Genomic DNA, 21650 nt, shown 5'->3' on the forward strand with positions numbered 1-21650 from the left:
TAGCCGAAAAAAAAGCCCGCACTGTTCAGGTGCGGGCTTTTTTCTGTTTTTCCTGTACGCGTCAGCCCGCATCGTTACCTGTGGTAATGATGATGGTTGTAGTAATGGTGGTGATGCTGATGCGTTTCATGGATGTTGTGTACTCTGTCATTATTATCTGTCTGTGCTCTATTCTTTTAGGGTTAAAGGATCGAGCCCCTTAAGTCAATGAATTTTTAATTTGATCACAATTCGGGACATTCTCACGTCCCGCTGCGGGCAGATTTATTTTCATCGGAATACCCCAGATGCAACCCCAGACATCAGCAGGATCGGCCATAATAAAAACCTATGACACTATTTTACTCGGCTAATTTTTTTTCAATATCATGAAGCAATCGGTGCAGCATTGCCGTGTCGCGCTGTTCAAGACGCCCCAGGCGCTGCTGTAACCAGTCCACCATTTTTTGATCGTCAGCGACGCCCAACTGCTCAAGAAGCTTATCTGCTCGAACACGCAGTGCCGCCAGCTGGTTTTCATCCGAAACTGTCACCGGTGGCTGAGAAATTTGCATTAAGGATGCTAATTGATAGCAATAGACCATCACCGCCTGCCCCAGATTGAGTGACGGATAATCCGCCACCATTGGCGCGCCCGTCAGCACGTCAGCCAGCGCCAGCTCTTCGTTAGTCAGCCCGGAATCTTCTCGCCCAAACACCAGCGCGGCTTTCTCCAGCCACTGGCTTTTTTCTTCCAGCATCGGCACCAGTTCAGCAGGCGTGGCGTAATAGTGAAACTTCGCCCGGCTGCGCGCGGTCGTCGCGACGGTAAACGAAATATCGTGTAGTGCGTCGGCGAGCGTAGCGTAAGTGGTTATATTATCAAGAATATCACCCGAACCGTGCGCCACCCAGCGCGCAGCAGGCTCCAGATGTGCGGTGCTGTCCACAATACGCAAATCGGTAAAACCCATAGTCTTCATGGCACGCGCCGCAGCGCCAATATTTTCAGCTCTTGCTGGCGCCACCAGCACAATCGACAGATGCATTTACGTTCTCTTTTTAATCAGTTAGCAGGTAAAAATGTGATTCAGTTCAACATATTACGCAGCACGAATTTACAATTTTGCAACACAAATCACCGAAATAGCGTTTCACAACAATTAAAAAAAGCTAAACTATTTTGTGACTGAACAATCAGTTAGAATGTTAACAGAAGCCCATTATCCTTATGTTTTGTAATGATAATGACCATATGAATACTCTTTTCTGATTGGATTCGTACCGTTTATCAATCAATGTCCGCAACTAGTTGGTTTATTGAAAAATTGTGACAAAGGCTAGCATTCAGCTACGATGATTTCATCAAACTGTTAACGTGCTACAATTGAACTTGATATATGTCAACGAAGCGTAGTTTTATTGGGTGTCCGGTGTCACTTAGCCTGTTATGTTGCTGTTAAAATGGTTAGGATGACAGCCGTTTTTGACACTGTCGGGTCCAAAGGGAAAGTACCCACGACCAAGCTAATGATGTTGTTGACGTTGATGGAAAGTGCATCAAGAACGCAATTACGTACTTTAGTCACGTTAGGCCGATCATGTTAATTTGCGACATGCATCAGGCAGGTCAGGGACTTTTGTACTTCCTGTTTCGATTTAGTTGGCAATTTAGGTAGCAAACATGCAGACCCCGCACATTCTTATCGTTGAAGACGAGTTGGTAACACGCAACACGTTAAAGAGCATTTTCGAAGCAGAAGGCTACGATGTCTTTGAAGCGACCGATGGCGCAGAGATGCATCAGATCCTTTCTGAAAATGATATCAACCTGGTGATTATGGATATCAACCTGCCGGGCAAAAACGGGCTTCTTCTGGCGCGCGAACTGCGTGAACAGGCGAACGTCGCGTTGATGTTCCTGACAGGCCGTGACAACGAGGTTGATAAAATTCTTGGTCTGGAAATCGGCGCGGATGACTACATCACCAAGCCGTTCAACCCTCGCGAGTTAACCATTCGTGCACGCAACCTGCTGTCCCGCACCATGAATCTGGGTACGGTCAGTGAAGAGCGTCGTAGCGTCGACAGCTACAAATTCAACGGCTGGGAACTTGATATCAATAGCCGTTCGCTGATTAGCCCGAACGGTGAGCAGTACAAACTGCCGCGCAGTGAATTCCGCGCGATGCTGCACTTCTGCGAGAACCCGGGCAAGATTCAGTCTCGTGCAGAACTGCTGAAGAAAATGACCGGTCGTGAGCTGAAGCCACACGATCGTACCGTTGACGTAACCATCCGTCGTATTCGTAAACATTTCGAATCTACGCCTGATACGCCGGAAATCATCGCCACGATCCATGGTGAAGGCTATCGTTTCTGCGGTGACCTCCAGGAGTAATCCTCCCGTCACGCAGTAAAAAACGGCGCTTTTGCGCCGTTTTTTTTATCAATGCCACGGCATAATCGGCACCGCGCTAATCGCGTTTTTCGGTGAGCCTTCCACGACTTTGTCCGAGTAGGCCAGATAAGCCAGGGTGTTACGCTTCGCGTCATAAAAACGGACCACCTGTAGCTTTTTGAACACCAGCGAGGTTCGTTTCTGGAATACGACATCGCCCTGCGCTTTGCCGTTTTTAATTTTGTCACTCAATTCCACCGGACCAACCTGCTGGCAGGAGATGGCCGCGTCAGACGTGTCTTCAGCCAGTCCCAGGCCGCCTTTAATCCCGCCGGTCTTCGCCCGGCTGACATAGCAGGTGACGTTTTTAACGTCCGGATCGTCAAAGGCTTCCACCACAATTTTGTGGTCCGGCCCAAACATTTTAAACACGGTATCCACGGAGCCAATTTGCTCCGCCTGCGCCACGCGTCCTGCCATCAGCGCCAGTGCTGCAAAGACTAAAACCTTGTATTTCATATTGTTACCATTCATAAAAAATTACGCTGAGCGATTATTCAACAGGTTAGATAAAAATGTAGCAAGATCACAGGATTAGAATATATCCGCACATAAATCACCACAAAAAGCATTTATGCGCAAAAAAAACACTGAATGCTAAAACGTCAAAAAATGCTATTATCCGCTAACCTGTAAACAGGCACCTGCGGCAGTTTTAAGGATGAGGATAGTATATGGATCAGGCTGGAATTATTCGCGACCTGCTCACCTGGCTGGAAGGTCATCTCGACCAGCCATTGTCACTGGATAATGTGGCGGCAAAAGCAGGCTATTCCAAGTGGCATCTGCAAAGGATGTTCAAGGATGTCACCGGTCATGCTATCGGTGCCTATATTCGCGCACGTCGTTTATCAAAGTCTGCTGTTGCGTTGCGCCTGACCGCGCGACCAATCCTGGATATTGCCCTGCAATATCGTTTCGATTCGCAGCAAACCTTCACCCGCGCCTTTAAAAAACAGTTCTCGTTAACGCCAGCGCTTTATCGCCGCTCGCCGGACTGGAGCTCCTTTGGTATGCGTCCGCCGCTGCGTCTGGGCGAGTTCGCGATGCCAAAATATGAAATCATCACCCTGCCGGAAACGCACCTGGTCGGCACCACGCAGAGCTACTCCTGCTCCCTGGAGCAGATCTCCGAGTTCCGCCATCAGATGCGCGTTCAGTTCTGGCGCGAATTTTTAAGCCACGCTCCGGCGATCCCGCCGATTCTGTATGGCCTGAACGAAACGCATCCAAGCCAGGAAAAAGATGACGAGCAGGAGGTGTTCTATACCACGGCGCTGACGCCTGACATGGCGAACGGTTACATTCATGGCTCGAAGCCAGTCGTGCTGGAAGGCGGCGAGTATGTGATGTTCTCATACGAAGGTTTAGGAACGGGCGTTCAGGAGTTCATCCTGACCGTTTACGGGACCTGCATGCCGATGCTGAATCTGAATCGCCGTAAAGGTCAGGACATTGAGCGCTACTATCCGGCGCAAGATGCTAAACCGGAAGAAGGCCCTATCAATCTGCGTATGGAATTCCTGATTCCGGTACGTCGTTAACGCTGCAATTCGTCCAGTGCAGGGGCATCAAGATGCGAAATGTCCCCTGCCATCTCAACCACCCACCCCGATGCCAGCCAGGCACTTTCCTGATAGTCGATACGGGAAATGGAGCAGTTGCGCAGACGCAAACGGCGCTCGGCGTAAGCCGGCAGTCCCAGAATGGTGCTTACCAGGCAACCCAGCGCGATACCGTGGCTCACCAGCAGCGGTCGGCTACCTGCCGGGAGTTTCAGGCACTCGGCCAGCGCGGCATGCATGCGCACGCTCAGCTCCTGCATGGATTCCCCCTCAGGGATGCGACCATCTTCAGTGCCGTTCACCAGCGTGCGACGCCAGCCTTCTTCGGTTTCCGTCAGCGTATCGATAGGACGTTTTTCCAGCACGCCCATATCCAGCTCGCGCAGGCGCGGTTCGAGGATAACGTCGCAGCCACAGGCATCGGCGATGATGCGTGCCGTCTGCTGCGTGCGGCCTAAATCACTGGAGATGACGTGAGTGATACCCAGCGTTCTGGCGCGCTCCGCCACCTGCCACGCTTGCTGCACACCTTTGTCGGTGAGAGGACTGTCTGACTGGCCTTGAATACGTCGCTCGGCGTTCCACTGCGTTTCACCGTGGCGAACAAGGTATACCTGTAACATGCTTTTTTTCCGTTATACTGCGATGAATTTTTTTTAATCGAGCTTAATTATGCACCATGTTGTCTCTGCTACCACCAATCCTGCCAAAATTCAGGCAATTCTAAGGGCATTTGAAGAGATCTTCGGCGAAGGATCCTGCCATATTGACGCCGTCGGCGTCGAGAGCGGTGTGCCAGAACAGCCGTTTGGCAGCGAGGAAACACGCGCTGGCGCACGAAATCGCGTGGCGAATGCAAAAGCCGCCGCGCCAGACGCTGACTTCTGGGTCGCGATTGAAGCAGGTATCGACGAAGGGGCGACCTTCAGCTGGGTTGTCATTGAAAGCCGTGAGCAGCGCGGCGAAGCGCGTTCTGCCACGCTGCCGCTGCCGGAGGTCATACTGGAGAAAGTCCGCGCGGGTGAGGCGCTGGGGCCGGTAATGTCGCACTACACCGGCATTGATGAGATTGGTCGTAAAGAGGGGGCGATTGGCGTCTTTACGGGTGGCAAGCTTACGCGTTCAGGCGTTTACCACCAGGCCGTTATCCTGGCGTTAAGTCCGTTCCATAACGCGATTTATCGTTAAGTTTGTAGGCCGGATAAGGCGAAGCCGTCATCCGGCGTTTTTCAGCAATACCGCTTCCAGCCACTGGCGCAGTTCAACCGGCGCCGACTTCAGGCTGTTTGAACCCCGTGTGATGGTCGCGATACCCGCGCCCAGCTCGTTTTTCAGCTCGCGCTGGCTCATTTCGCCGCGCAGCAGTTCCTCAATAATACGTACCCGCGTGCCCAGCGCTTCACGTTCGTCTGGCGTCAGCATCAGCTGTAGCAACGGTAAATGCAGATCTTTGTCATAAGACTGGCGGAGCAACTCCACAAAACGAAGCCACTCCTGATGACGCTGTTCGGCCATGGCCGAGGAATACGGGGAATGCTGGGTCATGTTATGCTGCCTCTTGTACTCATTAGCGAGTACAGCATAACACAACCCGCGCCGATCAGTAACGTCTCTGCCACTCGGCATCGCTCATCAGGGTATCTTTCTGCCCCATGAAGTAGCGATAGTAGGCGTCATACGCCAGCACGTTCTTCACATAGCCGCGCGTTTCCGAGAACGGAATGCTCTCGACAAACGCCACGGCGTCGATACGCCCTGCGCTGTTGCCAAGCCATGTCCGCACGCGGCCAGGCCCGGCGTTGTACGCCGCTGACGCGAAGATACGGTTATTACCGAACTGCTGATAGACGTACTGCAAGTAGCTGGTACCGATGTTGATGTTAGTCTCCGGCTCCAGCAGCTGGGACGGGCTGCTGTAGCCTGGGATATTAAACATCTTCACCGTGTGCGTCGCGGTGCCCGGCATAATCTGCATCAGGCCGCTGGCACCCACCGGAGAACGCACTTTCGGGTTCCAGGCGCTCTCCTGACGGGCGATCGCCATCGCGTAGCTTTGCGGAATATCTTTGCCGCTGGTGTAGCGATCGAACAGATCCTTATAAGCCAGCGGGAAACGCTCTTCGAGATGATCCCACAGTTTGCCGGCGATCGTCGCCTGCACGCTCAGATCCCACCAGCGATTATCAAACGCATAGCGGGCAAGCTGCGCTTTCTCATCGGTGGTACGGCTGGTGACCAGATTAGCCCACTCGCTGCGCGCGGTATTATCCAGATTCCAGTACATCAGCTCGCGCACGCGCGCCATTTCCGGACCCTGCGTCAGCGCCGGGTTCGCGTTGGCTGGCGCTTTGTCGATCTTCAGGGTGTACTCCTCGCCCAGACGCTGCGCCGCCGCCATCGGGTAGAATCCGCGCTGCTGCATCAGGGAGTGGAGGATCTCTTTGGCTTCATCGTCACGACCACGCTCCAGCAGCAGGTCTGCCTGCCAGTAACGCCATTCATCTTTCTCTTTGGCATCCATCGGCAGACGCGCCAGCCAGGTATTGAGGCCACGACGATCGCCCGTTCCCAGCGCCATGCGCACGCGACGCTCCACCAGCGAGACAGAGTTTGAACGCATCACCGCATCGTCACGCCAGCGCGCCTGTTCGTCAGTGACATCTGTTCCCATCAGTCGCCACGCCACGATATCGCGCAGCTCCTGGGTTTGATCGTCATTAAGCTGCTGGGCCTGCGCCAGCTGCGGGATCATCAGCCGTGCGTTTTCCACATCATCACGCGCCACGCTGGCAAAGGCCACCGCCGCCATCTGGCGGGTAAAATCGGTCGCGCCGGTAGTACGCGCAAACGTCAGCACGGTATTGGGATCGTTTGCCAGACTGATAACGGCCGAGGCAATGGTCTGATAATCCGCGGGCATCTGGCCCGCCAGCACGGAGACCAGCCGGGTGTTTCCGGCCTTCATCGCCAGGCGAATACGTTCCAGGTAAGAGAGCGGATCCTGCTTGCCCGAGGCGCGCCAGGCGCTGAACAGCGGGTCACAGGCGTTTGGCTGGCTTTTGCCCGTCAACCACAGCTCTTTCGCACCGGCCCAGGCTTCCTCCTGCTGACCAGTCGCCCATTTCGCATAATAGTAATTACACTGCGCTTCCGTTGCGCCCGGTTTATCCGGGCTGAAAGCCAGCAGGCCGCGCCAGTCTTCGCGACGGGCCAGCTCGTTCACAAACCGGGACTTCAGGGTGCGCGCAGGCGGCAGGGTCGGGTTCGCCTGAATGAAGTTATTCACGGTGACGGTCGGTTGATTCATGAGATCGTCCGTGATCTGGCGATACTCAAGATACGGATACAGCGGATAATCCTTCAGCGTCGGCATCAGCGCCTGAACGGTATCCATCTGCTTGTTGTCCCATGCCTGTTTAATCTGGGCATAGCGGTTACGTTGTTCATCCAGTGAATCGGCATGCACCGCCTGGCTTACCGCCATTACGCATACGCTGGCAGCCAGCAGACGCCAGACCACCCGTTTGGCTTTTTCCACAAGCTCTTCCTCATTGTTTTTCGTCAGTTGCAGCGTCTTGCCACGTCAAAGTTACATCAACTTATGCTAACCAGGCATCCCACAACGCGCCACGTCATGGACACTTTTTTACCTTTCTTGCGCGTTTTAACACTCCCGACGTTCCTGGCTGGGATTAGGGCGTGAAAAAGGCTACACTTCGAGGCTGAAATTCATTCTCATCACGATAAAAGAGGCGAAGTCCAACGTGGCTCAATTCGTTTATACCATGCATCGTGTCGGCAAAGTTGTCCCGCCGAAACGTCATATTCTTAAAAATATCTCGCTGAGCTTCTTCCCGGGCGCAAAAATCGGTGTTCTGGGTCTCAACGGTGCCGGTAAGTCCACCCTGCTGCGCATCATGGCCGGCATCGATACAGACATCGAAGGTGAAGCCCGTCCGCAGCCTGGCATCAAGATCGGCTACCTGCCGCAGGAACCTCAGCTGAACCCGGAACACACCGTACGTGAATCCGTTGAAGAAGCGGTATCCGAGGTGGTTAACGCCCTGAAAGGTCTGGATGAAGTGTATGCCAAATACGCCGAGCCGGATGCGGACTTCGACAAGCTTGCTGCACAACAGGGCAAATATGAAGAGATTATCCAGGCGCACGACGGTCACAACCTGAACGTGCAGCTGGAGCGAGCGGCCGATGCCCTGCGCCTGCCAGACTGGGATGCGAAAATCGCTAACCTGTCCGGTGGTGAACGCCGCCGCGTGGCGCTGTGCCGTCTGCTGCTGGAAAAACCAGACATGCTGCTGCTCGACGAACCTACCAACCACCTGGATGCCGAATCCGTGGCGTGGCTGGAGCGCTTCCTGCACGACTTCGAAGGCACCGTGGTGGCGATTACCCACGACCGTTACTTCCTTGATAACGTGGCAGGCTGGATCCTGGAGCTGGACCGCGGCGAAGGTATTCCGTGGGAAGGCAACTACTCCTCCTGGCTGGAGCAGAAAGATCAGCGTCTGGCGCAGGAAGCCTCTCAGGAAGCGGCGCGTCGTAAGTCTATCGAGAAAGAGCTGGAGTGGGTGCGTCAGGGCGCGAAAGGCCGTCAGTCCAAGGGCAAAGCCCGTCTGGCACGCTTCGAAGAGCTGAACAACACTGAATACCAGAAACGTAACGAAACCAACGAACTGTTTATTCCACCTGGCGCACGTCTGGGGGATAAAGTGGTGGAAGTGACTAACCTGCGTAAGTCCTACGGCGACCGCGTGCTGATCGACGATCTGACCTTTTCCGTACCGAAAGGCGCTATCGTCGGCATCATCGGTCCGAACGGCGCGGGTAAATCCACCCTGTTCCGCATGATGTCCGGTCAGGAACAGCCTGACAGCGGTTCCATCACCCTGGGTGAGACTGTGAAGCTGGCCTCCGTGGACCAGTTCCGCGACGCAATGGATAACAGCAAAACCGTGTGGGAAGAGGTTTCCGGCGGTCTGGATATCATGCGTATCGGCAACACCGAGATGCCAAGCCGCGCTTACGTTGGCCGCTTTAACTTCAAGGGCACCGACCAGGGCAAACGCGTGGGCGAGCTGTCCGGCGGTGAGCGCGGTCGTCTGCACCTGGCGAAACTGCTTCAGGTTGGCGGCAACGTTCTGCTGCTTGATGAACCTACCAACGACCTGGACATCGAAACCCTGCGCGCGCTGGAAAACGCCCTGCTGGAGTTCCCGGGCTGCGCGATGGTTATCTCGCACGACCGCTGGTTCCTGGACCGTATCGCAACCCACATCCTGGACTACCAGGACGAAGGTAAAGTGGAGTTCTTCGAAGGTAACTTCACCGAATACGAAGAGTACAAGAAACGCACGCTGGGCGCCGACGCGCTGGAGCCGAAGCGTATTAAGTACAAGCGTATTGCGAAATAAAAGCAAAACGGCAACTTCGGTTGCCGTTTTTTATGTTTGTACCCTCTCCCCGTGGGAGAGGGCCAGGGTGAGGGCATCAGGCCGCACAGTGTGTAGGCCGGGTAAGGCGAAGCCGCCACCCGGCTTTTTTATTTGCCCACGTAATACCGCTTCACCTCATCAAACTGCATCGCAAAGTCGATATAGCTCATCAGCGCAGGCGAATTGAGCTTACGGCTCGGGTAGGCCAGCCACAGATCGTTTCCCTCAACGCTCCACGCCGACAGCACCTTCACCAGCGCGCCCTTTTCGATCTTATCTTCCAGCAGGAATGCGGGTAATAGCGTGATCCCCGCCCCGGCAATGGCGCATTCCCGGGCGTACACCAGGTTATCCGTCATGTGGGCGTTATCCGGCAGGTAGCGGTAATCCTCATTCTCGCTTCGCAGAAGCCACTCCGACCATGACCGGTGCGTAATGCAGCGGTGATCCACCAGCTGTCGGGGATGAATTAACGGCTCCCGGCGTGCCAGGTAGTGGGGCGAGGCCAGCATATAGCGCGGACAGTGCCCAATCATGCGGCCAATCAGGGAAGAATCCTGCGGTTTGCCGGTGCGCAGCGCCACGTCAAAGCCAGACTCGACCAGATCCACCACATCGTCTGAGATCGACACATCCAGCGACACGTCCGGATAGCGAAGCTGGAACTCGGCATTCATATGCGCCAGCAGCGTCGCGCCAATTCCCGCCGGACAGGTGATCCGCAGCCGCCCGCTGGGGTTTTCGCGCAGCCGCTGAATGGCATACTCCGCGCGCTCACTGGCCGCCAGCATCTCGCGACAGTGCACCAGATAGTGCTCGCCCGCAAACGTCAGGCTTATTCTGCGCGTGGTGCGGTTAAGCAGACGGATCCCCACCTGCTGCTCCAGCTGGCTAATGCGCTGGCTGACGCTGGATTTCGGCAGTTCCGCCTTCTGCGCCGCCGCGGTAAAGCTGCCCATCTCCGCCACCAGCGCAAACAGCGCCATATCCTGAAGCTGTTTAAACATGTTTGTTCACCCTGTACGAACGCTGAGTTCTTGATTGTCCATCTTATCATGCAGCTGACCACTTAATAGACTAGCCTCAACAAAACGCATGCCATTGAGGAGCACACCATGTCAGTGAAAGCCATTGCCGTTAGCCCGGAAAATCCCTCCACCTTCGTTGAAATCACCCCGCCGATGCCGCAGCCCGGCGAACACGATCTGCTGGTGGAGGTGAAAGCCGTCTCCGTAAACCCGGTAGATACCAAGGTACATGCAGGCATTGCTAAAAGCGGACTGAAGGAGCCGCGCATTCTCGGGTGGGATGCCAGCGGTATCGTCAAAGCCGTTGGGGCTGGCGTCACCGGATTCAAACCGGGTGACGAAGTGTGGTACGCGGGGGACATCACCCGCCCGGGCAGCAATACCACGCATCAGCTGATCGATGCGCGCATTGTCGGGCACAAGCCTGCCAGCCTCGGCTGGGCGGCAGCCGCTGCACTACCCTTAACCGCGCTCACCGCGTGGGAAGGCCTGTTTGAACGGCTGAAGATTCAGGATGCCGATGCAGATAAAACGCTGCTGATTATTGGCGGCGCGGGTGGAGTCGGATCGCTGGCGATCCCGTTTGCGAAGCACAACAGCAAGGTGAAGATCGTCGCAACCGCTTCACGAGAAGATTCCGCCCGGTGGTGCCGCGATCGCGGGGCTGACATTGTTGTAAATTACCACGACCTGAAGGGAGAACTGGCGAAACAGGGACTCACCTTTGTGGATTACATTTTTATCCTCAACGACACCGACGAGCACTGGGATGCGGTCAGCGATCTGATTGCCCCTCAGGGACACATTTGTTCCATCGTTGAAAATGCGCATCCGCTGAACCAGGACAAGCTGAAATCTAAATCTGCCGCCCTGCACTGGGAGTTTATGTACACCCGCAGCATGTACCAGACTGCGGATATGGCGCGTCAGGGTGAGATTTTAAATGAGGTAGCGAAGCTGGTGGATAACGGCGTGGTGGAAAGCTCGCTCAGCGAAACGCTGCACGGGCTAAGCGTAGAAAGCATTACCGAAGCGCACCGCAAGGTGCTGGAGGGGCATATGCGTGGGAAGGTGGTGGTTGAGTATTGAACCCTCACCCCGGCCCTCTCCCAAAGGGAGAGGGAGATTAAAGTCCCCTCTCCTAGTGGGAGAGGGGAAGTTATTAACCCTGCTCCCCCATCATCTCCTTCACCAGCTCGACGCAGCGCAGGAAACGGGTGTCGTAATCCGACTCTTCCACATGCACAAACTCAACGTTGTTCTCATTGAGCATCTCCACCAGCATGGTCTGGAACTCACGCCTGTCCACCGAGCTGCCCAGGCTGCGCATGCCGTCGGCCACCCACGGGGTGTTGTTTTCCAGCAGGATCACCAGGTCAAAGCGGTATTCGTCAATCAGCGCCTGCACGAACGGGTGCTCGCGTCCTTCGTACTTTTTGCAGAACGCCTGCGTGGTGACGAAATCGGTATCAATAAAGGCGACTTTATTGGCATATTTCACCGCGAAATCAATGTACTGGGCATGACCGAGCGCGATTTTGTCGTAGTCGGAATACTGCAACGCCATCTCGTCGCCGCCAAGGTGTGAGAAGACGTAATCGCGGCCATACTCCCACGCGCTGGTGGTGTTGAAGATGTTCGCCAGCTTATTCACCAGCGTCGATTTCCCGCTCGACTCTCCGCCGAGGATCGCCACCGTACGCACGAAGAACGGCTTCACCTCGGTCGGGATGTAGTCCCAGTAGCGGAACGGGTTCTCGCGGATCTGCGCCCCGCTGATGTTCATGAAGGTGCGTTTAGGATCGATCAGCACCGTTTCGATGCCCAGATGCTCGCGGAACTGCGGCGCGTCAGACTCTTCAGAGGTGTAGATCCAGTTAGGCGCAATGCCCTTCTCTTCCATAAACGCTTTGATGCCGTTGCTCCACACGTCCCAGCCGTGCGGATAGGGCTCCATGCCCTCTTCGTTGAAAGCATGAATGCGTATATTTTTCTGGTACTTAAAGGTCTGAAGTAGCCAGCGCAGGCGGTCCGGCACGGTGGGCTGCTGCGACATGGCGCTGTCTTCAAACAGCTGGCGATCGCGGGTTTCATCATAACCCATGATGATATGCAGCTCGTCGACCTGGCTACAGGCGCGCTGGATCAGATAGATATGCCCGGTATGCAGCGGGTAGAACTTACCGAACACCACGCCGATGTTCTTTTGCATCCGCGGAAATTCAAGCCCCAGAAAACGGTGCAGCGCTTCCAGTTTCTGCGCGCTGGGGCTTTTGATTTTGGCGTTCAGCAGTTGGCTCAGGTAGCCCTTGGTCATGCCGCTGGCGTCCGCCACCTGCTGCAACGTGCAGCCCTTCTGGCGGATAGCGGTCTTGATGTAGTCAAATGATGACATAAATTACGGTGCCTCCTGCAAAATCGAATACGTAATTATAAGTCGTCAAAGACATTTAACGCATCTGCGAGTTTTTTAACGCCAAAAACCTTCATCCCTTCCGGGATTTTTTTCGGCACGTTGGCGGCCGGAACAATCGCGCGGCGGAAGCCATGTTTTGCCGCTTCGGAGATACGCTCCTGACCGCTCGGCACCGGGCGGATCTCGCCGGCCAGCCCCACCTCGCCAAATACCACCAGATCCTGCGGCAACGGTCTGTCGCGCAGGCTGGAGACCATCGCCAGCAGCAGCGCCAGGTCCGCGCTGGTTTCCGTCACCTTCACCCCACCAACCACGTTAACGAACACATCCTGATCCGCCATTTGCAGACCGCCGTGACGGTGCAGCACCGCCAGCAGGATCGCCAGGCGGTTCTGTTCCAGACCGACCGCCACGCGCCGCGGGTTGCCCATCATCGAGTGATCCACCAGCGCCTGAATTTCAACCAGCAGCGGACGCGTCCCCTCCCACAGCACCATCACCGAACTACCGGACGTGATCTCGTCGCCACGGCTCAGGAAGATGGCGGACGGGTTGCTGACTTCGCGCAGCCCCTGCTCGGTCATGGCAAACACGCCCAGCTCATTCACCGCGCCAAAGCGGTTTTTATGGCTGCGCAGGGTACGAAAACGGGAATCCGCATCGCCGTCGAGCATCACCGAGCAGTCGATACAGTGTTCAAGCACTTTCGGGCCGGCCAGCGAGCCGTCTTTGGTGACGTGGCCCACCATCACTATCGCTACGCCGCGCGTTTTGGCAAAGCGCGTCAGGTAGGCTGCGGTTTCACGCACCTGCGCCACGCTCCCCGGTGACGACTGAATGTCAGCCATATGCATCACCTGAATGGAGTCGATCACCATCAGCTTCGGCTGCTCTTCTTCGGCGATCATGCAGATCTGCTCGATGCTGGTTTCCGAAAGCATATTCAGGTTGCCGGTCGGCAGGCCGAGGCGGTGAGCGCGCATCGCCACCTGCTGGAGTGACTCTTCGCCCGTGACGTACAAGGTTTTCATCTGTTCGGCGAGCTTGCAGAGCGTTTGCAGCAGCAGGGTCGATTTACCCGCGCCCGGGTTACCGCCGATCAGAATGGCGCTGCCCGGCACTACGCCACCACCGAGCACGCGGTCAAATTCTTTGAATCCGGTGGAAAAGCGCGGCAGCGCCTCAAGGCTGATATCCGAAAGTTTTTGTACCTTCGACACGCCTGCATTGCCCGCATAGCCGCTCAGCCGTTCATTGCGGGCCACGCTCGGCGAAGCCGCCACACCACGCACTTCGGTGATGGTGTTCCAGGCATGACAGGCGCTGCATTGCCCCTGCCAGCGCGGATAATCCGCACCACATTCATTACAGACAAATGCGCGTTTTGGAGCTTTCGCCACGGTTTACCTCGTTATTTCTGTGCGGTCTGCGCGCCGGGTGGCGCTGACGCTTACCCGGCCTACAAAAGCAGGCCGCTATTTTTGATTAATGCTGCCGGAGAGAATGCAGAACACCCCCATCAGATCAGCATGACGGATAGTGACTTCCGTCTTTTCATTCACTTTCGGCTTGGCATGGTAGGCAATACCCAGCCCGGCAACTTTGATCATCGGCAGATCGTTCGCGCCATCGCCGATGGCGACGGTCTGCTCGACCGGAATGTCATATTTCTCCGCCAGACGCGTCAGCGTATTAGCTTTGTACTGCGCATCCACGATGTCGCCGATGACCTGTCCGGTGAGTTTGCCGTCCATGATCTCCAGCTCGTTTGCCACCACGGTGGTCAGACGCAGCTTGTCACGCAGGTAGTCGGCAAAGAAGGTGAACCCGCCGGAGGCAATCGCCACTTTCCAGCCGAGCGTCTCCAGCTTGAGCACCAGCTGCGTCAGCCCCGGCATCAGGGGCAGTTCATCGCGCACCTGACGCAAAATGTTAGCATCGGCCCCCTTCAGGGTCGCCACGCGCTGTCTCAGGCTGGCGGTAAAATCCAGCTCGCCGCGCATCGCGCGCTCGGTGACTTCCGCCACCAGCTCGCCGCTGCCCGCCAGTTTAGCGATCTCGTCAATACATTCGATCTGAATGGCGGTGGAGTCCATGTCCATTACCAGCAGGCCGGGCGTTTTCAGGTGCGGAATTTTGCCGAGCGGGGCAACGTCCAGCCCGGCGTCGTGCGCCAGACGCGTGGCGCGCTGCGTCAGGGAACCCGCCAGGCGAATGACCTGATAATCTTCCACGCACCAGGCCGCAACGATGACCATCGCTGCGCCCAGTTTGGTTTGATACTGGGTGAGGCGTTGCTTATCCAGGCCGCGTCCGTACAGCAGCCAGCCGCTACGGCCAGCGTGGTAATCGAGAGGCATCACCTCATCGCCACTTAAAGAGAGCGGCAATCCTGGCCATAAAGAGACATCCGTTGGCAGGTCGCACCAGGTAATGTTCGGCATTGAAGCTCCTGTAATTTCGTTCGCGCCGGAAGGTTCCAGAGGGAAAATAACGCATGAGGCTACCCTGTAACCATCACTTCTGGCAACATTAAGCCGTAAATTTTAAGCAGGTGGAATATGGCTCGCGCAAAACTGAAATTCCGGCTTCATCGCGCCGTGATTGTCCTGATCTGTCTCGCACTATTAGTGGCGCTGATGCAGGGGGCATCCTGGTTTAGCCAGAATCACCAACGACAGCGTAACCCGCAGTTTGAAGAGCTGGCCCGTACCCTGGCGCGCCAGGTGACGCTCAACGTTGCGCCGTCTATGCGCACCGAAACGCCGGATGATAAGCGGATAGCCCAGGTATTGCGCCAGCTTACGGAAAACAGCCGTATTCTGGATGCAGGCGTGTACGATGAACAGGGCGACCTGATTGCCCGCGCGGGTGAGCATGTCGACGTGCGCGACAGGCTGGCGCTGGACGGCAAAAAAGCCGGGGGTTATTTCAACCAACAAATCGTCGAACCTATTCAGGGCAAGAATGGTCCGCTTGGCTATTTACGTCTGACACTCGACACCCACACCCTGCCAACCGAAGCCAAACAGGTGGATAACACCACCAATATTTTGCGCCTGATGCTGCTGCTCTCGCTGGCGATTGGCGTGGTACTGGCGCGTACGCTGCTGCAAGGCAAGCGCACCCGCTGGCAGCAGTCACCGTTCCTGTTAACCGCCAGCAAGTCGGTGCCCGAAGAGGAAGAGAGCGATAAGAAAGAATAGTGGTAAAGTAGGCGGATGATTCGGAAAAGGAACTCTGCCATGACGACGTTACGCCTGCTTATCTCTGACTCTCACGATCCCTGGTTTAACCTGGCGGTGGAAGAGTGCATCTTCCGCCAGATGCCCGCCACCCAGCGCGTCCTGTTTCTCTGGCGCAACGCTGATACGGTCGTTATTGGCCGCGCGCAAAATCCGTGGAAAGAGTGTAACACCCGCCGTATGGAAGAGGACAACGTCCGCCTGGCGCGCCGCAGCAGCGGCGGCGGTGCGGTGTTTCACGATCTGGGCAACACCTGCTTTACCTTTATGGCGGGCAAGCCGGAATACGACAAAACCATCTCGACCTCCATTGTGCTTAACGCGCTCAATTCGCTTGGCGTGACGGCTGAAGCCTCGGGACGTAACGATCTGGTCGTGAAAACGCCTGAAGGCGACCGGAAAGTGTCAGGCTCAGCCTACCGCGAAACGATGGATCGCGGTTTTCATCACGGTACGCTTTTATTGGATGCGGATCTCAGCCGACTTGCGAATTACCTTAATCCCGATAAGAAAAAATTGCAGGCCAAAGGAATTACGTCGGTGCGCGGGCGTGTAACTAATTTAGTGGAATTATTACCGAATATTACGCATGAAAAAATCTGCCATGCTTTGCGCGAGGCATTTTTTACGTATTACGGCGAACGCGTCGAGGCGGAAATTATCTCCCCGCATCATACACCGGATCTGCCTAATTTTGCCGAAACCTTTGCCCGCCAGAGCAGCTGGGAGTGGAACTTCGGCCAGGCGCCTGCCTTTTCGCATCTGCTGGAAGAGCGCTTTACCTGGGGCGGTGTGGAGCTGCACTTTGACGTGGAAAAAGGTCATATTACCCGCGCGCAGATGTTTACCGATAGCCTGAACCCCGCCCCGCTGGAGGCGCTGGCCGCACGCCTGCAAGGATGTCTCTATCGCGCCGACAGGCTTCAGGAAACGTGCGATGCCCTGCTTAGCGATTTTCCCGCACAACAGACGGAGCTGCGGGAGCTCTCGGCGTGGATAGCGCATACAATCAGGTAAACGTGACGGGCAATGATACGCGCCCTGTTATTGCCCGCCGCCACGTCTCCAGTCCCTGTACACCGATCTTCTTCATTCTGTATTTGTATTCATTCCGGTTATTTTATAATTGGGAATTATAACATTCACTTCTTATTTTATTTCTTCTGAACTGCCCATTCACGACAATTAAATCGACTGTTTCGCGCACAACTAACAAAATAACGACTCTGGAAAGCTTTTTCCGCAAATAAAACGTTAAGGATTAACGATGAAAAAAATATTACTGGCAACCTCGGTTGCTTTGGCTCTGTCTACATCAGCCTATGCAGACTCAACGGCAGTGTTAAAGCTGACCGGCACGCTGACTAACGCAGCCTGCACCCCTTCTCTGAGCAATGGCGGCGTGGCGGATTATGGCCGGATCATGCTGAGCGATCTCTCTGCTACAGATACAAACCAGCTCGGTAATAAAGATATCACCTTCTCCATTAGCTGTACTTCTCCAACGAAAGTGGCCTGGACCATCGTTGACGATCGCGCTGATTCAATGCAAACGGGGATAACCCTCACTAATGTAGGCTGGAGTAATAGTACGTCGTGGAGCGATTCAAACCACTTTGGTGTAGGTAAGACGGCAGGCGGTGTCAACCTGGGCGTCTATGCAATCAATATCAATGCCAGTGCAGTCACGGCAGACGGCCTCATCGAACAAGGCCTGCATGGATGGACAGTTCCAGGCAATGGGAATGCCTGGGCCTATATGAACTCTTCAAACGAGCTGGTTAAACCGTCGGAATATATATATACCGTCGCGTTGAAATCGGACGCGTTAAGCCCGATGTCGTTCTCCAATGCCGTCTTCCCGTTACGCGTTTCCCTGGCAATCCAGGGCACCGACACGCTGGCGATTACGGATGATACAAATATTGACGGCCAGGCCACGATCAGCCTTGTCTACCTGTAAAACGCTGTGATGGCAGAAAAAAGAGTGTAGCGTTCGCTACACTCTTTTTTTATTTACGCTTTATCGCCCAGCAGAACGGATTCCAGCGCGATTTTGATCATGTCGTTGAAGGTGGTCTGACGCTCGGCAGCGGTCGTCTGCTCGTGGGTACGGATATGGTCAGACACGGTGCAGATGGTCAGCGCTTTCGCACCGAATTCAGCCGCCACGCCGTAGATACCGGCCGCTTCCATTTCCACGCCCAGAATGCCGTATTTTTCCATCACGTCGAACATGTCGCCTTCTGGCGAGTAGAACAGATCGGCAGAGAACAGGTTGCCCACGCGTGCGTCAACACCCAGCGCTTTTGCCGCGTCAACCGCGTTACGCACCATGTCAAAGTCAGCGATAGCCGCAAAGTCATGATCTTTAAAGCGGATGCGGTTGACTTTAGAGTCGGTGCACGCGCCCATGCCGATCACCACGTCACGCAGCTTAACGTCCATGCGCACCGCGCCGCAGGAGCCAACACGGATGATTTTCTTCACGCCGAAATCGGTGATCAGCTCTTTGGTGTAGATGGAGCAGGATGGGATACCCATGCCGTGACCCATCACGGAGATTTTGCGGCCTTTATAGGTGCCGGTGAAGCCCAGCATGCCGCGCACGTTGTTCACTTCACGCACGTCTTCGAGGAAGGTTTCTGCAATGTGCTTCGCGCGCAGCGGGTCGCCCGGCATCAATACGACGTCAGCGAAATCACCCATTTCTGCATTAATGTGAGGAGTTGCCATCTTCAGTTCCTTTTACATTGTTGTTTTTGCCGGGTGGCGGCTACGCCTTACCCGGCCTACATTCTGTTCTCCCTCTCCCACAGGGAGAGGGCCGGGGTGAGGGCATCAGGCCGCACCCAATCCGTTTAGAACATAGCCTTGCCATATTCCATGTCAGACGTACCAAAGTATTTCGCAATCGTCTGGCCGATGTCCGCGAAGGTTTCACGGTGACCCAGCGAGCCCGGTTTGACTTTCGGGCCGTACACCAGCACCGGAATGTGCTCACGGGTGTGGTCGGTACCGGTCCAGGTCGGGTCACAGCCATGGTCCGCGGTCAGGATCAGAATGTCATCTTCACCCACCAGCTCCATCAACTCAGGCAGACGGCGGTCAAACAGTTCCAGACCCGCAGCATACCCGGCGACGTCGCGACGGTGGCCCCAGGAGGAGTCGAAGTCCACGAAGTTGGTGAAGACAATGGTCTTATCGCCCGCTTCTTTCATCTCTTTGATGGTGGCGTCGAACAGCGCATCCAGACCGGTCGCTTTGACCTTTTTGGTAATGCCGCAGTTGGCGTAAATGTCCGCGATTTTACCCACGGAAACCACGTGGCCGTCTTTCTCATCGACGAGTTTTTGCAGCACGGTCGGCGCTGGTGGCTCCACGGCCAGATCGTGACGGTTGCCGGTACGCTGGAAGTTACCCGCTTTGTCGCCGATAAACGGACGCGCGATAACGCGGCCAATGTTGTAGCCGCCTTCGGTCAGCTCTTCACGGGCGATCTCGCACAGCTCGTACAGTTTATCCAGGCCAAACGTCTCTTCATGGCAGGCAATCTGGAACACGGAGTCAGCAGAGGTATAGAAAATCGGTTTACCGGTTTTCATGTGCTCTTCGCCGAGCTGATCCAGAATCACGGTACCGGAAGAGTGGCAGTTGCCGAGGTAGCCCGGCAGGTTGGCGCGCTTCACCAGCTTATCGAGCAGCTCCTGCGGGAAGCTGTTCTCGTGATCGGAGAAGTAACCCCAGTCAAACAGCACCGGCACGCCGGCGATTTCCCAGTGGCCGGACGGAGTATCTTTCCCGGAAGAAAGTTCGTGCGCCCACGCGTAGGCGCCCACCACTTCCGCGTTACCGTCCATACCGGCTGCGATCTTACCGGTAGAGCCTTCATGCGCTTTTACCAGCCCCAGACGGGTCAGGTTTGGCAGGTTCAGAGGGCCTTTACGACCGTTGTCCGCTTCGCCTTTTGCACAGGCTTCCGCGATGTGACCCAGGGTATCGGAACCCACGTCACCAAATCGTTCTGCATCTTCGGTTGCGCCGATGCCGAATGAGTCCAGCACCATAATAAATGCACGTTTCATAATTGTTCTCCGTACTTAGTGCTTCATAAAAATGCGATCAGATCAGTATACCGCTATTCAGTGATACGACGATAGACCGTCGGTGTGGTTTCCGGTGCTTTATCGTCAAGAGATATTGCCGCCTTCACTGCTTTCGCCGCGTCCTGCCAGCTGGCTTCGTCTTTCGCGTGGATCACCGCCAGCGGACGTTGGCCGTCAACGCTGTCGCCCAGACGGGCCATATCGGTAAAGCCGACGCTGTAATCAATGGTGTCCGATGCCTGACGACGACCGCCGCCCATAGACACGACAGCCATGCCGAGCGCGCGGGTATCCATAGCCGAGACAAAGCCTTCGCTGTCCGCATAGACCGCTTTGCTGAGCATCGCGGTGGGCAGGTATTTCGCGTAGTTTTCCACGAAGTCGGTCGGGCCTTTCTGCGCCGCCACCATCCGACCAAAGATCTCCGCCGCTTTGCCGTTGTCCAGCACCGCCTGAAGCTTCGCGCGGGCTTCCGCGTCGTCTTTGGCAAGCTTGCCGGAGATGAGCATCTCAACGCACAGCGCCATGGTGACGTCGAACAGACGCGGGTTACGGTATTCGCCTGTTAAGAACTGCACGGCCTCGCGGACTTCAACCGCGTTACCGGCGCTGGAGGCCAGCACCTGGTTCATGTCCGTCAGCAGTGCGGTGGTGCGCACGCCCGCGCCGTTGGAAACGCCAACAATCGCTTCGGCCAGCGCCTCAGAGAGTTCATAGGTCGGCATAAACGCGCCGCTGCCCACTTTCACATCCATCACCAGCGCGTCCAGACCTTCCGCCAGTTTTTTGGCAAGGATAGAGGCGGTGATCAGCGAGATAGAGTCTACGGTCGCGGTAATGTCACGCGTCGCGTAGAAACGCTTGTCTGCCGGAGCAAGAGAGCTGGTCTGGCCGATAATCGCCACGCCAACGTCTTTAATAATCTCGCGGAAGCGGTTGTCATCCGGGAAGATATCGAAGCCCGGAACGGCTTCCAGTTTGTCGAGCGTACCGCCGGTATGACCCAGGCCGCGCCCCGAAATCATCGGGATGTAACCGCCGCAGGCTGCCACCATCGGGCCAAGCATCAGGGAAGTCACGTCGCCCACGCCGCCGGTGGAGTGTTTGTCCACAATCGGGCCGTTGAGGTTGAGGCTTTTCCAGTCCAGAACGGTTCCTGAATCTCGCATCGCCATGGTCAGCGACACGCGCTCAGGCATCGACATATCGTGGAAGAAAATGGTCATCGCCAGAGCCGCAATCTGCCCTTCAGAGATGGTGTTATCACGAATGCCGTTGATAAAGAAGCGGATTTCTTCGTCGCTTAATGCATGACCATCACGTTTTTTACGAATAATTTCTTGTGCGAGAAACACGGTAACCTCCATGCGGAATCGGGTGAATGGCGGCGGGTATGT

General features: G+C 55.7%; 22 protein-coding genes and 1 other annotated feature. Of the genes, 8 read left to right on the plus strand and 14 right to left on the minus strand.

Translation table 11 applies throughout. The features are described 5' to 3' along the window. Positions 1 to 5: 5 nt before the first annotated feature. Positions 6 to 123: a sequence feature (Thr leader region), on the minus strand. From thrL to yjjY, 3 genes are all read right to left on the minus strand, one after another. Continuing rightward, positions 62 to 130 carry a thr operon leader peptide gene (gene thrL / locus RHN82_RS06160; protein ID WP_015572623.1) on the minus strand — a complete coding sequence of 23 codons (69 nt, stop codon included), beginning with the start codon at positions 128 to 130 and terminating at the stop codon, positions 62 to 64. It overlaps the preceding feature by 62 nt. A 211-nt stretch (positions 131 to 341) precedes the next feature. Continuing rightward, positions 342 to 1028: a tRNA/rRNA methyltransferase gene (locus RHN82_RS06165; protein WP_047052511.1), complete on the minus strand. Its 687-nt coding sequence runs from the start codon at positions 1026 to 1028 to the stop codon at positions 342 to 344. 399 nt (positions 1029 to 1427) lie between these two features. Beyond that, entirely contained in the window at positions 1428 to 1568 is a 141-nt protein-coding gene (gene yjjY / locus RHN82_RS06170) for a protein YjjY (protein WP_001541509.1), read from the minus strand. Between the two features lie 95 nt (positions 1569 to 1663). On the opposite strand from yjjY, the gene arcA reads away from it, so the two are divergent. Continuing rightward, positions 1664 to 2380: a two-component system response regulator ArcA gene (arcA, locus tag RHN82_RS06175; protein WP_003856501.1), complete on the plus strand. Its 717-nt coding sequence runs from the start codon at positions 1664 to 1666 to the stop codon at positions 2378 to 2380. Positions 2381 to 2428: 48 nt separating this feature from the next. Here arcA and creA read toward each other — a convergent pair whose 3' ends face one another. Continuing rightward, positions 2429 to 2899: a protein CreA gene (gene creA / locus RHN82_RS06180; protein ID WP_003856503.1), complete on the minus strand. Its 471-nt coding sequence runs from the start codon at positions 2897 to 2899 to the stop codon at positions 2429 to 2431. A gap of 215 nt (positions 2900 to 3114) precedes the next feature. Here creA and robA point away from each other — a divergent pair, with 215 nt between their 5' ends. After that, on the plus strand, positions 3115 to 3984 hold the full coding sequence (gene robA, locus RHN82_RS06185) for an MDR efflux pump AcrAB transcriptional activator RobA (protein WP_003856504.1): 870 nt from the start codon (positions 3115 to 3117) through the stop codon (positions 3982 to 3984). Here the strand turns inward: robA and gpmB are convergent. Continuing rightward, positions 3981 to 4628 carry a 2,3-diphosphoglycerate-dependent phosphoglycerate mutase GpmB gene (gene gpmB, locus RHN82_RS06190; protein WP_047052512.1) on the minus strand — a complete coding sequence of 216 codons (648 nt, stop codon included), beginning with the start codon at positions 4626 to 4628 and terminating at the stop codon, positions 3981 to 3983. The two genes, robA and gpmB, sit on opposite strands and share 4 nt — an antisense overlap. A gap of 49 nt (positions 4629 to 4677) precedes the next feature. On the opposite strand from gpmB, the gene yjjX reads away from it, so the two are divergent. Next, positions 4678 to 5193 (plus strand): inosine/xanthosine triphosphatase, encoded by a 516-nt coding sequence (yjjX, locus tag RHN82_RS06195; RefSeq protein WP_015572619.1) that lies wholly within the window; start codon positions 4678 to 4680, stop codon positions 5191 to 5193. A gap of 27 nt (positions 5194 to 5220) precedes the next feature. On the opposite strand, the gene trpR is transcribed toward yjjX, so the two are convergent. Together trpR and sltY are read right to left on the minus strand one after the other, a co-directional pair. After that, positions 5221 to 5550, minus strand: a complete 330-nt coding sequence (gene trpR, locus RHN82_RS06200; protein WP_003856511.1) for a trp operon repressor — start codon at positions 5548 to 5550, stop codon at positions 5221 to 5223. Positions 5551 to 5605: 55 nt separating this feature from the next. Beyond that, positions 5606 to 7543, minus strand: coding sequence for a murein transglycosylase (sltY, locus tag RHN82_RS06205; RefSeq protein ID WP_047052513.1), 1938 nt, complete (start codon positions 7541 to 7543; stop codon positions 5606 to 5608). Positions 7544 to 7769: 226 nt separating this feature from the next. Here sltY and ettA point away from each other — a divergent pair, with 226 nt between their 5' ends. After that, positions 7770 to 9437, plus strand: a complete 1668-nt coding sequence (gene ettA, locus RHN82_RS06210; protein WP_003856515.1) for an energy-dependent translational throttle protein EttA — start codon at positions 7770 to 7772, stop codon at positions 9435 to 9437. A gap of 128 nt (positions 9438 to 9565) precedes the next feature. Here ettA and RHN82_RS06215 read toward each other — a convergent pair whose 3' ends face one another. Further along, positions 9566 to 10465: a LysR family transcriptional regulator gene (locus RHN82_RS06215; RefSeq protein ID WP_047052514.1), complete on the minus strand. Its 900-nt coding sequence runs from the start codon at positions 10463 to 10465 to the stop codon at positions 9566 to 9568. Between the two features lie 108 nt (positions 10466 to 10573). On the opposite strand from RHN82_RS06215, the gene RHN82_RS06220 reads away from it, so the two are divergent. Continuing rightward, positions 10574 to 11575, plus strand: a complete 1002-nt coding sequence (locus tag RHN82_RS06220; RefSeq protein ID WP_047052515.1) for a zinc-binding alcohol dehydrogenase family protein — start codon at positions 10574 to 10576, stop codon at positions 11573 to 11575. Positions 11576 to 11648: 73 nt separating this feature from the next. On the opposite strand, the gene nadR is transcribed toward RHN82_RS06220, so the two are convergent. The 3 genes from nadR to serB form a co-directional block, all read right to left on the minus strand. Continuing rightward, a complete protein-coding gene (nadR, locus tag RHN82_RS06225; protein WP_003856522.1) occupies positions 11649 to 12881 on the minus strand; it encodes a multifunctional transcriptional regulator/nicotinamide-nucleotide adenylyltransferase/ribosylnicotinamide kinase NadR in 1233 nt (410 codons plus the stop codon). Between the two features lie 35 nt (positions 12882 to 12916). After that, complete coding sequence (radA, locus tag RHN82_RS06230; protein WP_047052516.1) at positions 12917 to 14302, minus strand: DNA repair protein RadA; 1386 nt, start codon at positions 14300 to 14302, stop codon at positions 12917 to 12919. A gap of 75 nt (positions 14303 to 14377) precedes the next feature. Beyond that, positions 14378 to 15346 carry a phosphoserine phosphatase gene (serB, locus tag RHN82_RS06235; protein ID WP_032647175.1) on the minus strand — a complete coding sequence of 323 codons (969 nt, stop codon included), beginning with the start codon at positions 15344 to 15346 and terminating at the stop codon, positions 14378 to 14380. A 117-nt stretch (positions 15347 to 15463) separates the two neighbouring features. Between serB and RHN82_RS06240 the strand changes: the two genes are divergently transcribed. From RHN82_RS06240 to RHN82_RS06250, 3 genes are all read left to right on the plus strand, one after another. Further along, positions 15464 to 16108, plus strand: a complete 645-nt coding sequence (locus RHN82_RS06240) for a YtjB family periplasmic protein (RefSeq protein WP_047052517.1) — start codon at positions 15464 to 15466, stop codon at positions 16106 to 16108. A 39-nt stretch (positions 16109 to 16147) separates the two neighbouring features. Further along, the gene (gene lplA, locus RHN82_RS06245) at positions 16148 to 17164 is read left to right on the plus strand and encodes a lipoate--protein ligase LplA (protein WP_047052518.1); all 1017 of its coding nucleotides are present in this window, start codon (positions 16148 to 16150) and stop codon (positions 17162 to 17164) included. Positions 17165 to 17414: 250 nt separating this feature from the next. Further along, a complete protein-coding gene (locus tag RHN82_RS06250; RefSeq protein ID WP_047052519.1) occupies positions 17415 to 18110 on the plus strand; it encodes a DUF1120 domain-containing protein in 696 nt (231 codons plus the stop codon). 53 nt (positions 18111 to 18163) lie between these two features. Here RHN82_RS06250 and deoD read toward each other — a convergent pair whose 3' ends face one another. The 3 genes from deoD to deoA form a co-directional block, all read right to left on the minus strand. Beyond that, positions 18164 to 18883 carry a purine-nucleoside phosphorylase gene (deoD, locus tag RHN82_RS06255; protein ID WP_006810199.1) on the minus strand — a complete coding sequence of 240 codons (720 nt, stop codon included), beginning with the start codon at positions 18881 to 18883 and terminating at the stop codon, positions 18164 to 18166. A gap of 125 nt (positions 18884 to 19008) precedes the next feature. Further along, positions 19009 to 20232 carry a phosphopentomutase gene (deoB, locus tag RHN82_RS06260; RefSeq protein ID WP_003856540.1) on the minus strand — a complete coding sequence of 408 codons (1224 nt, stop codon included), beginning with the start codon at positions 20230 to 20232 and terminating at the stop codon, positions 19009 to 19011. A 53-nt stretch (positions 20233 to 20285) separates the two neighbouring features. Further along, on the minus strand, positions 20286 to 21608 hold the full coding sequence (deoA, locus tag RHN82_RS06265) for a thymidine phosphorylase (RefSeq protein WP_310399010.1): 1323 nt from the start codon (positions 21606 to 21608) through the stop codon (positions 20286 to 20288). Between the last annotated feature and the right edge of the window lie 42 nt (positions 21609 to 21650).

Origin of the sequence: Enterobacter cloacae complex sp. EB5 (assembly GCF_031432835.1) — a bacterium.
Classification (GTDB): Bacteria; Pseudomonadota; Gammaproteobacteria; order Enterobacterales; family Enterobacteriaceae; genus Enterobacter; species Enterobacter hormaechei_C.

Bases quoted from the DNA above. Each gene is read 5' to 3' on its own strand.
- RHN82_RS06165 (WP_047052511.1), bottom strand. From the start codon at position 1,028: ATGCATCTGTCGATTGTGCTGGTGGCGCCAGCAAGAGCTGAAAATATT.
- arcA (WP_003856501.1), top strand. From the start codon at position 1,664: ATGCAGACCCCGCACATTCTTATCGTTGAAGACGAGTTGGTAACACGC.
- creA (WP_003856503.1), bottom strand. From the start codon at position 2,899: ATGAAATACAAGGTTTTAGTCTTTGCAGCACTGGCGCTGATGGCAGGA.
- robA (WP_003856504.1), top strand. From the start codon at position 3,115: ATGGATCAGGCTGGAATTATTCGCGACCTGCTCACCTGGCTGGAAGGT.
- gpmB (WP_047052512.1), bottom strand. From the start codon at position 4,628: ATGTTACAGGTATACCTTGTTCGCCACGGTGAAACGCAGTGGAACGCC.
- yjjX (WP_015572619.1), top strand. From the start codon at position 4,678: ATGCACCATGTTGTCTCTGCTACCACCAATCCTGCCAAAATTCAGGCA.
- trpR (WP_003856511.1), bottom strand. From the start codon at position 5,550: ATGACCCAGCATTCCCCGTATTCCTCGGCCATGGCCGAACAGCGTCAT.
- RHN82_RS06215 (WP_047052514.1), bottom strand. From the start codon at position 10,465: ATGTTTAAACAGCTTCAGGATATGGCGCTGTTTGCGCTGGTGGCGGAG.
- RHN82_RS06220 (WP_047052515.1), top strand. From the start codon at position 10,574: ATGTCAGTGAAAGCCATTGCCGTTAGCCCGGAAAATCCCTCCACCTTC.
- nadR (WP_003856522.1), bottom strand. From the start codon at position 12,881: ATGTCATCATTTGACTACATCAAGACCGCTATCCGCCAGAAGGGCTGC.
- serB (WP_032647175.1), bottom strand. From the start codon at position 15,346: ATGCCGAACATTACCTGGTGCGACCTGCCAACGGATGTCTCTTTATGG.
- RHN82_RS06240 (WP_047052517.1), top strand. From the start codon at position 15,464: ATGGCTCGCGCAAAACTGAAATTCCGGCTTCATCGCGCCGTGATTGTC.
- lplA (WP_047052518.1), top strand. From the start codon at position 16,148: ATGACGACGTTACGCCTGCTTATCTCTGACTCTCACGATCCCTGGTTT.
- RHN82_RS06250 (WP_047052519.1), top strand. From the start codon at position 17,415: ATGAAAAAAATATTACTGGCAACCTCGGTTGCTTTGGCTCTGTCTACA.
- deoD (WP_006810199.1), bottom strand. From the start codon at position 18,883: ATGGCAACTCCTCACATTAATGCAGAAATGGGTGATTTCGCTGACGTC.
- deoB (WP_003856540.1), bottom strand. From the start codon at position 20,232: ATGAAACGTGCATTTATTATGGTGCTGGACTCATTCGGCATCGGCGCA.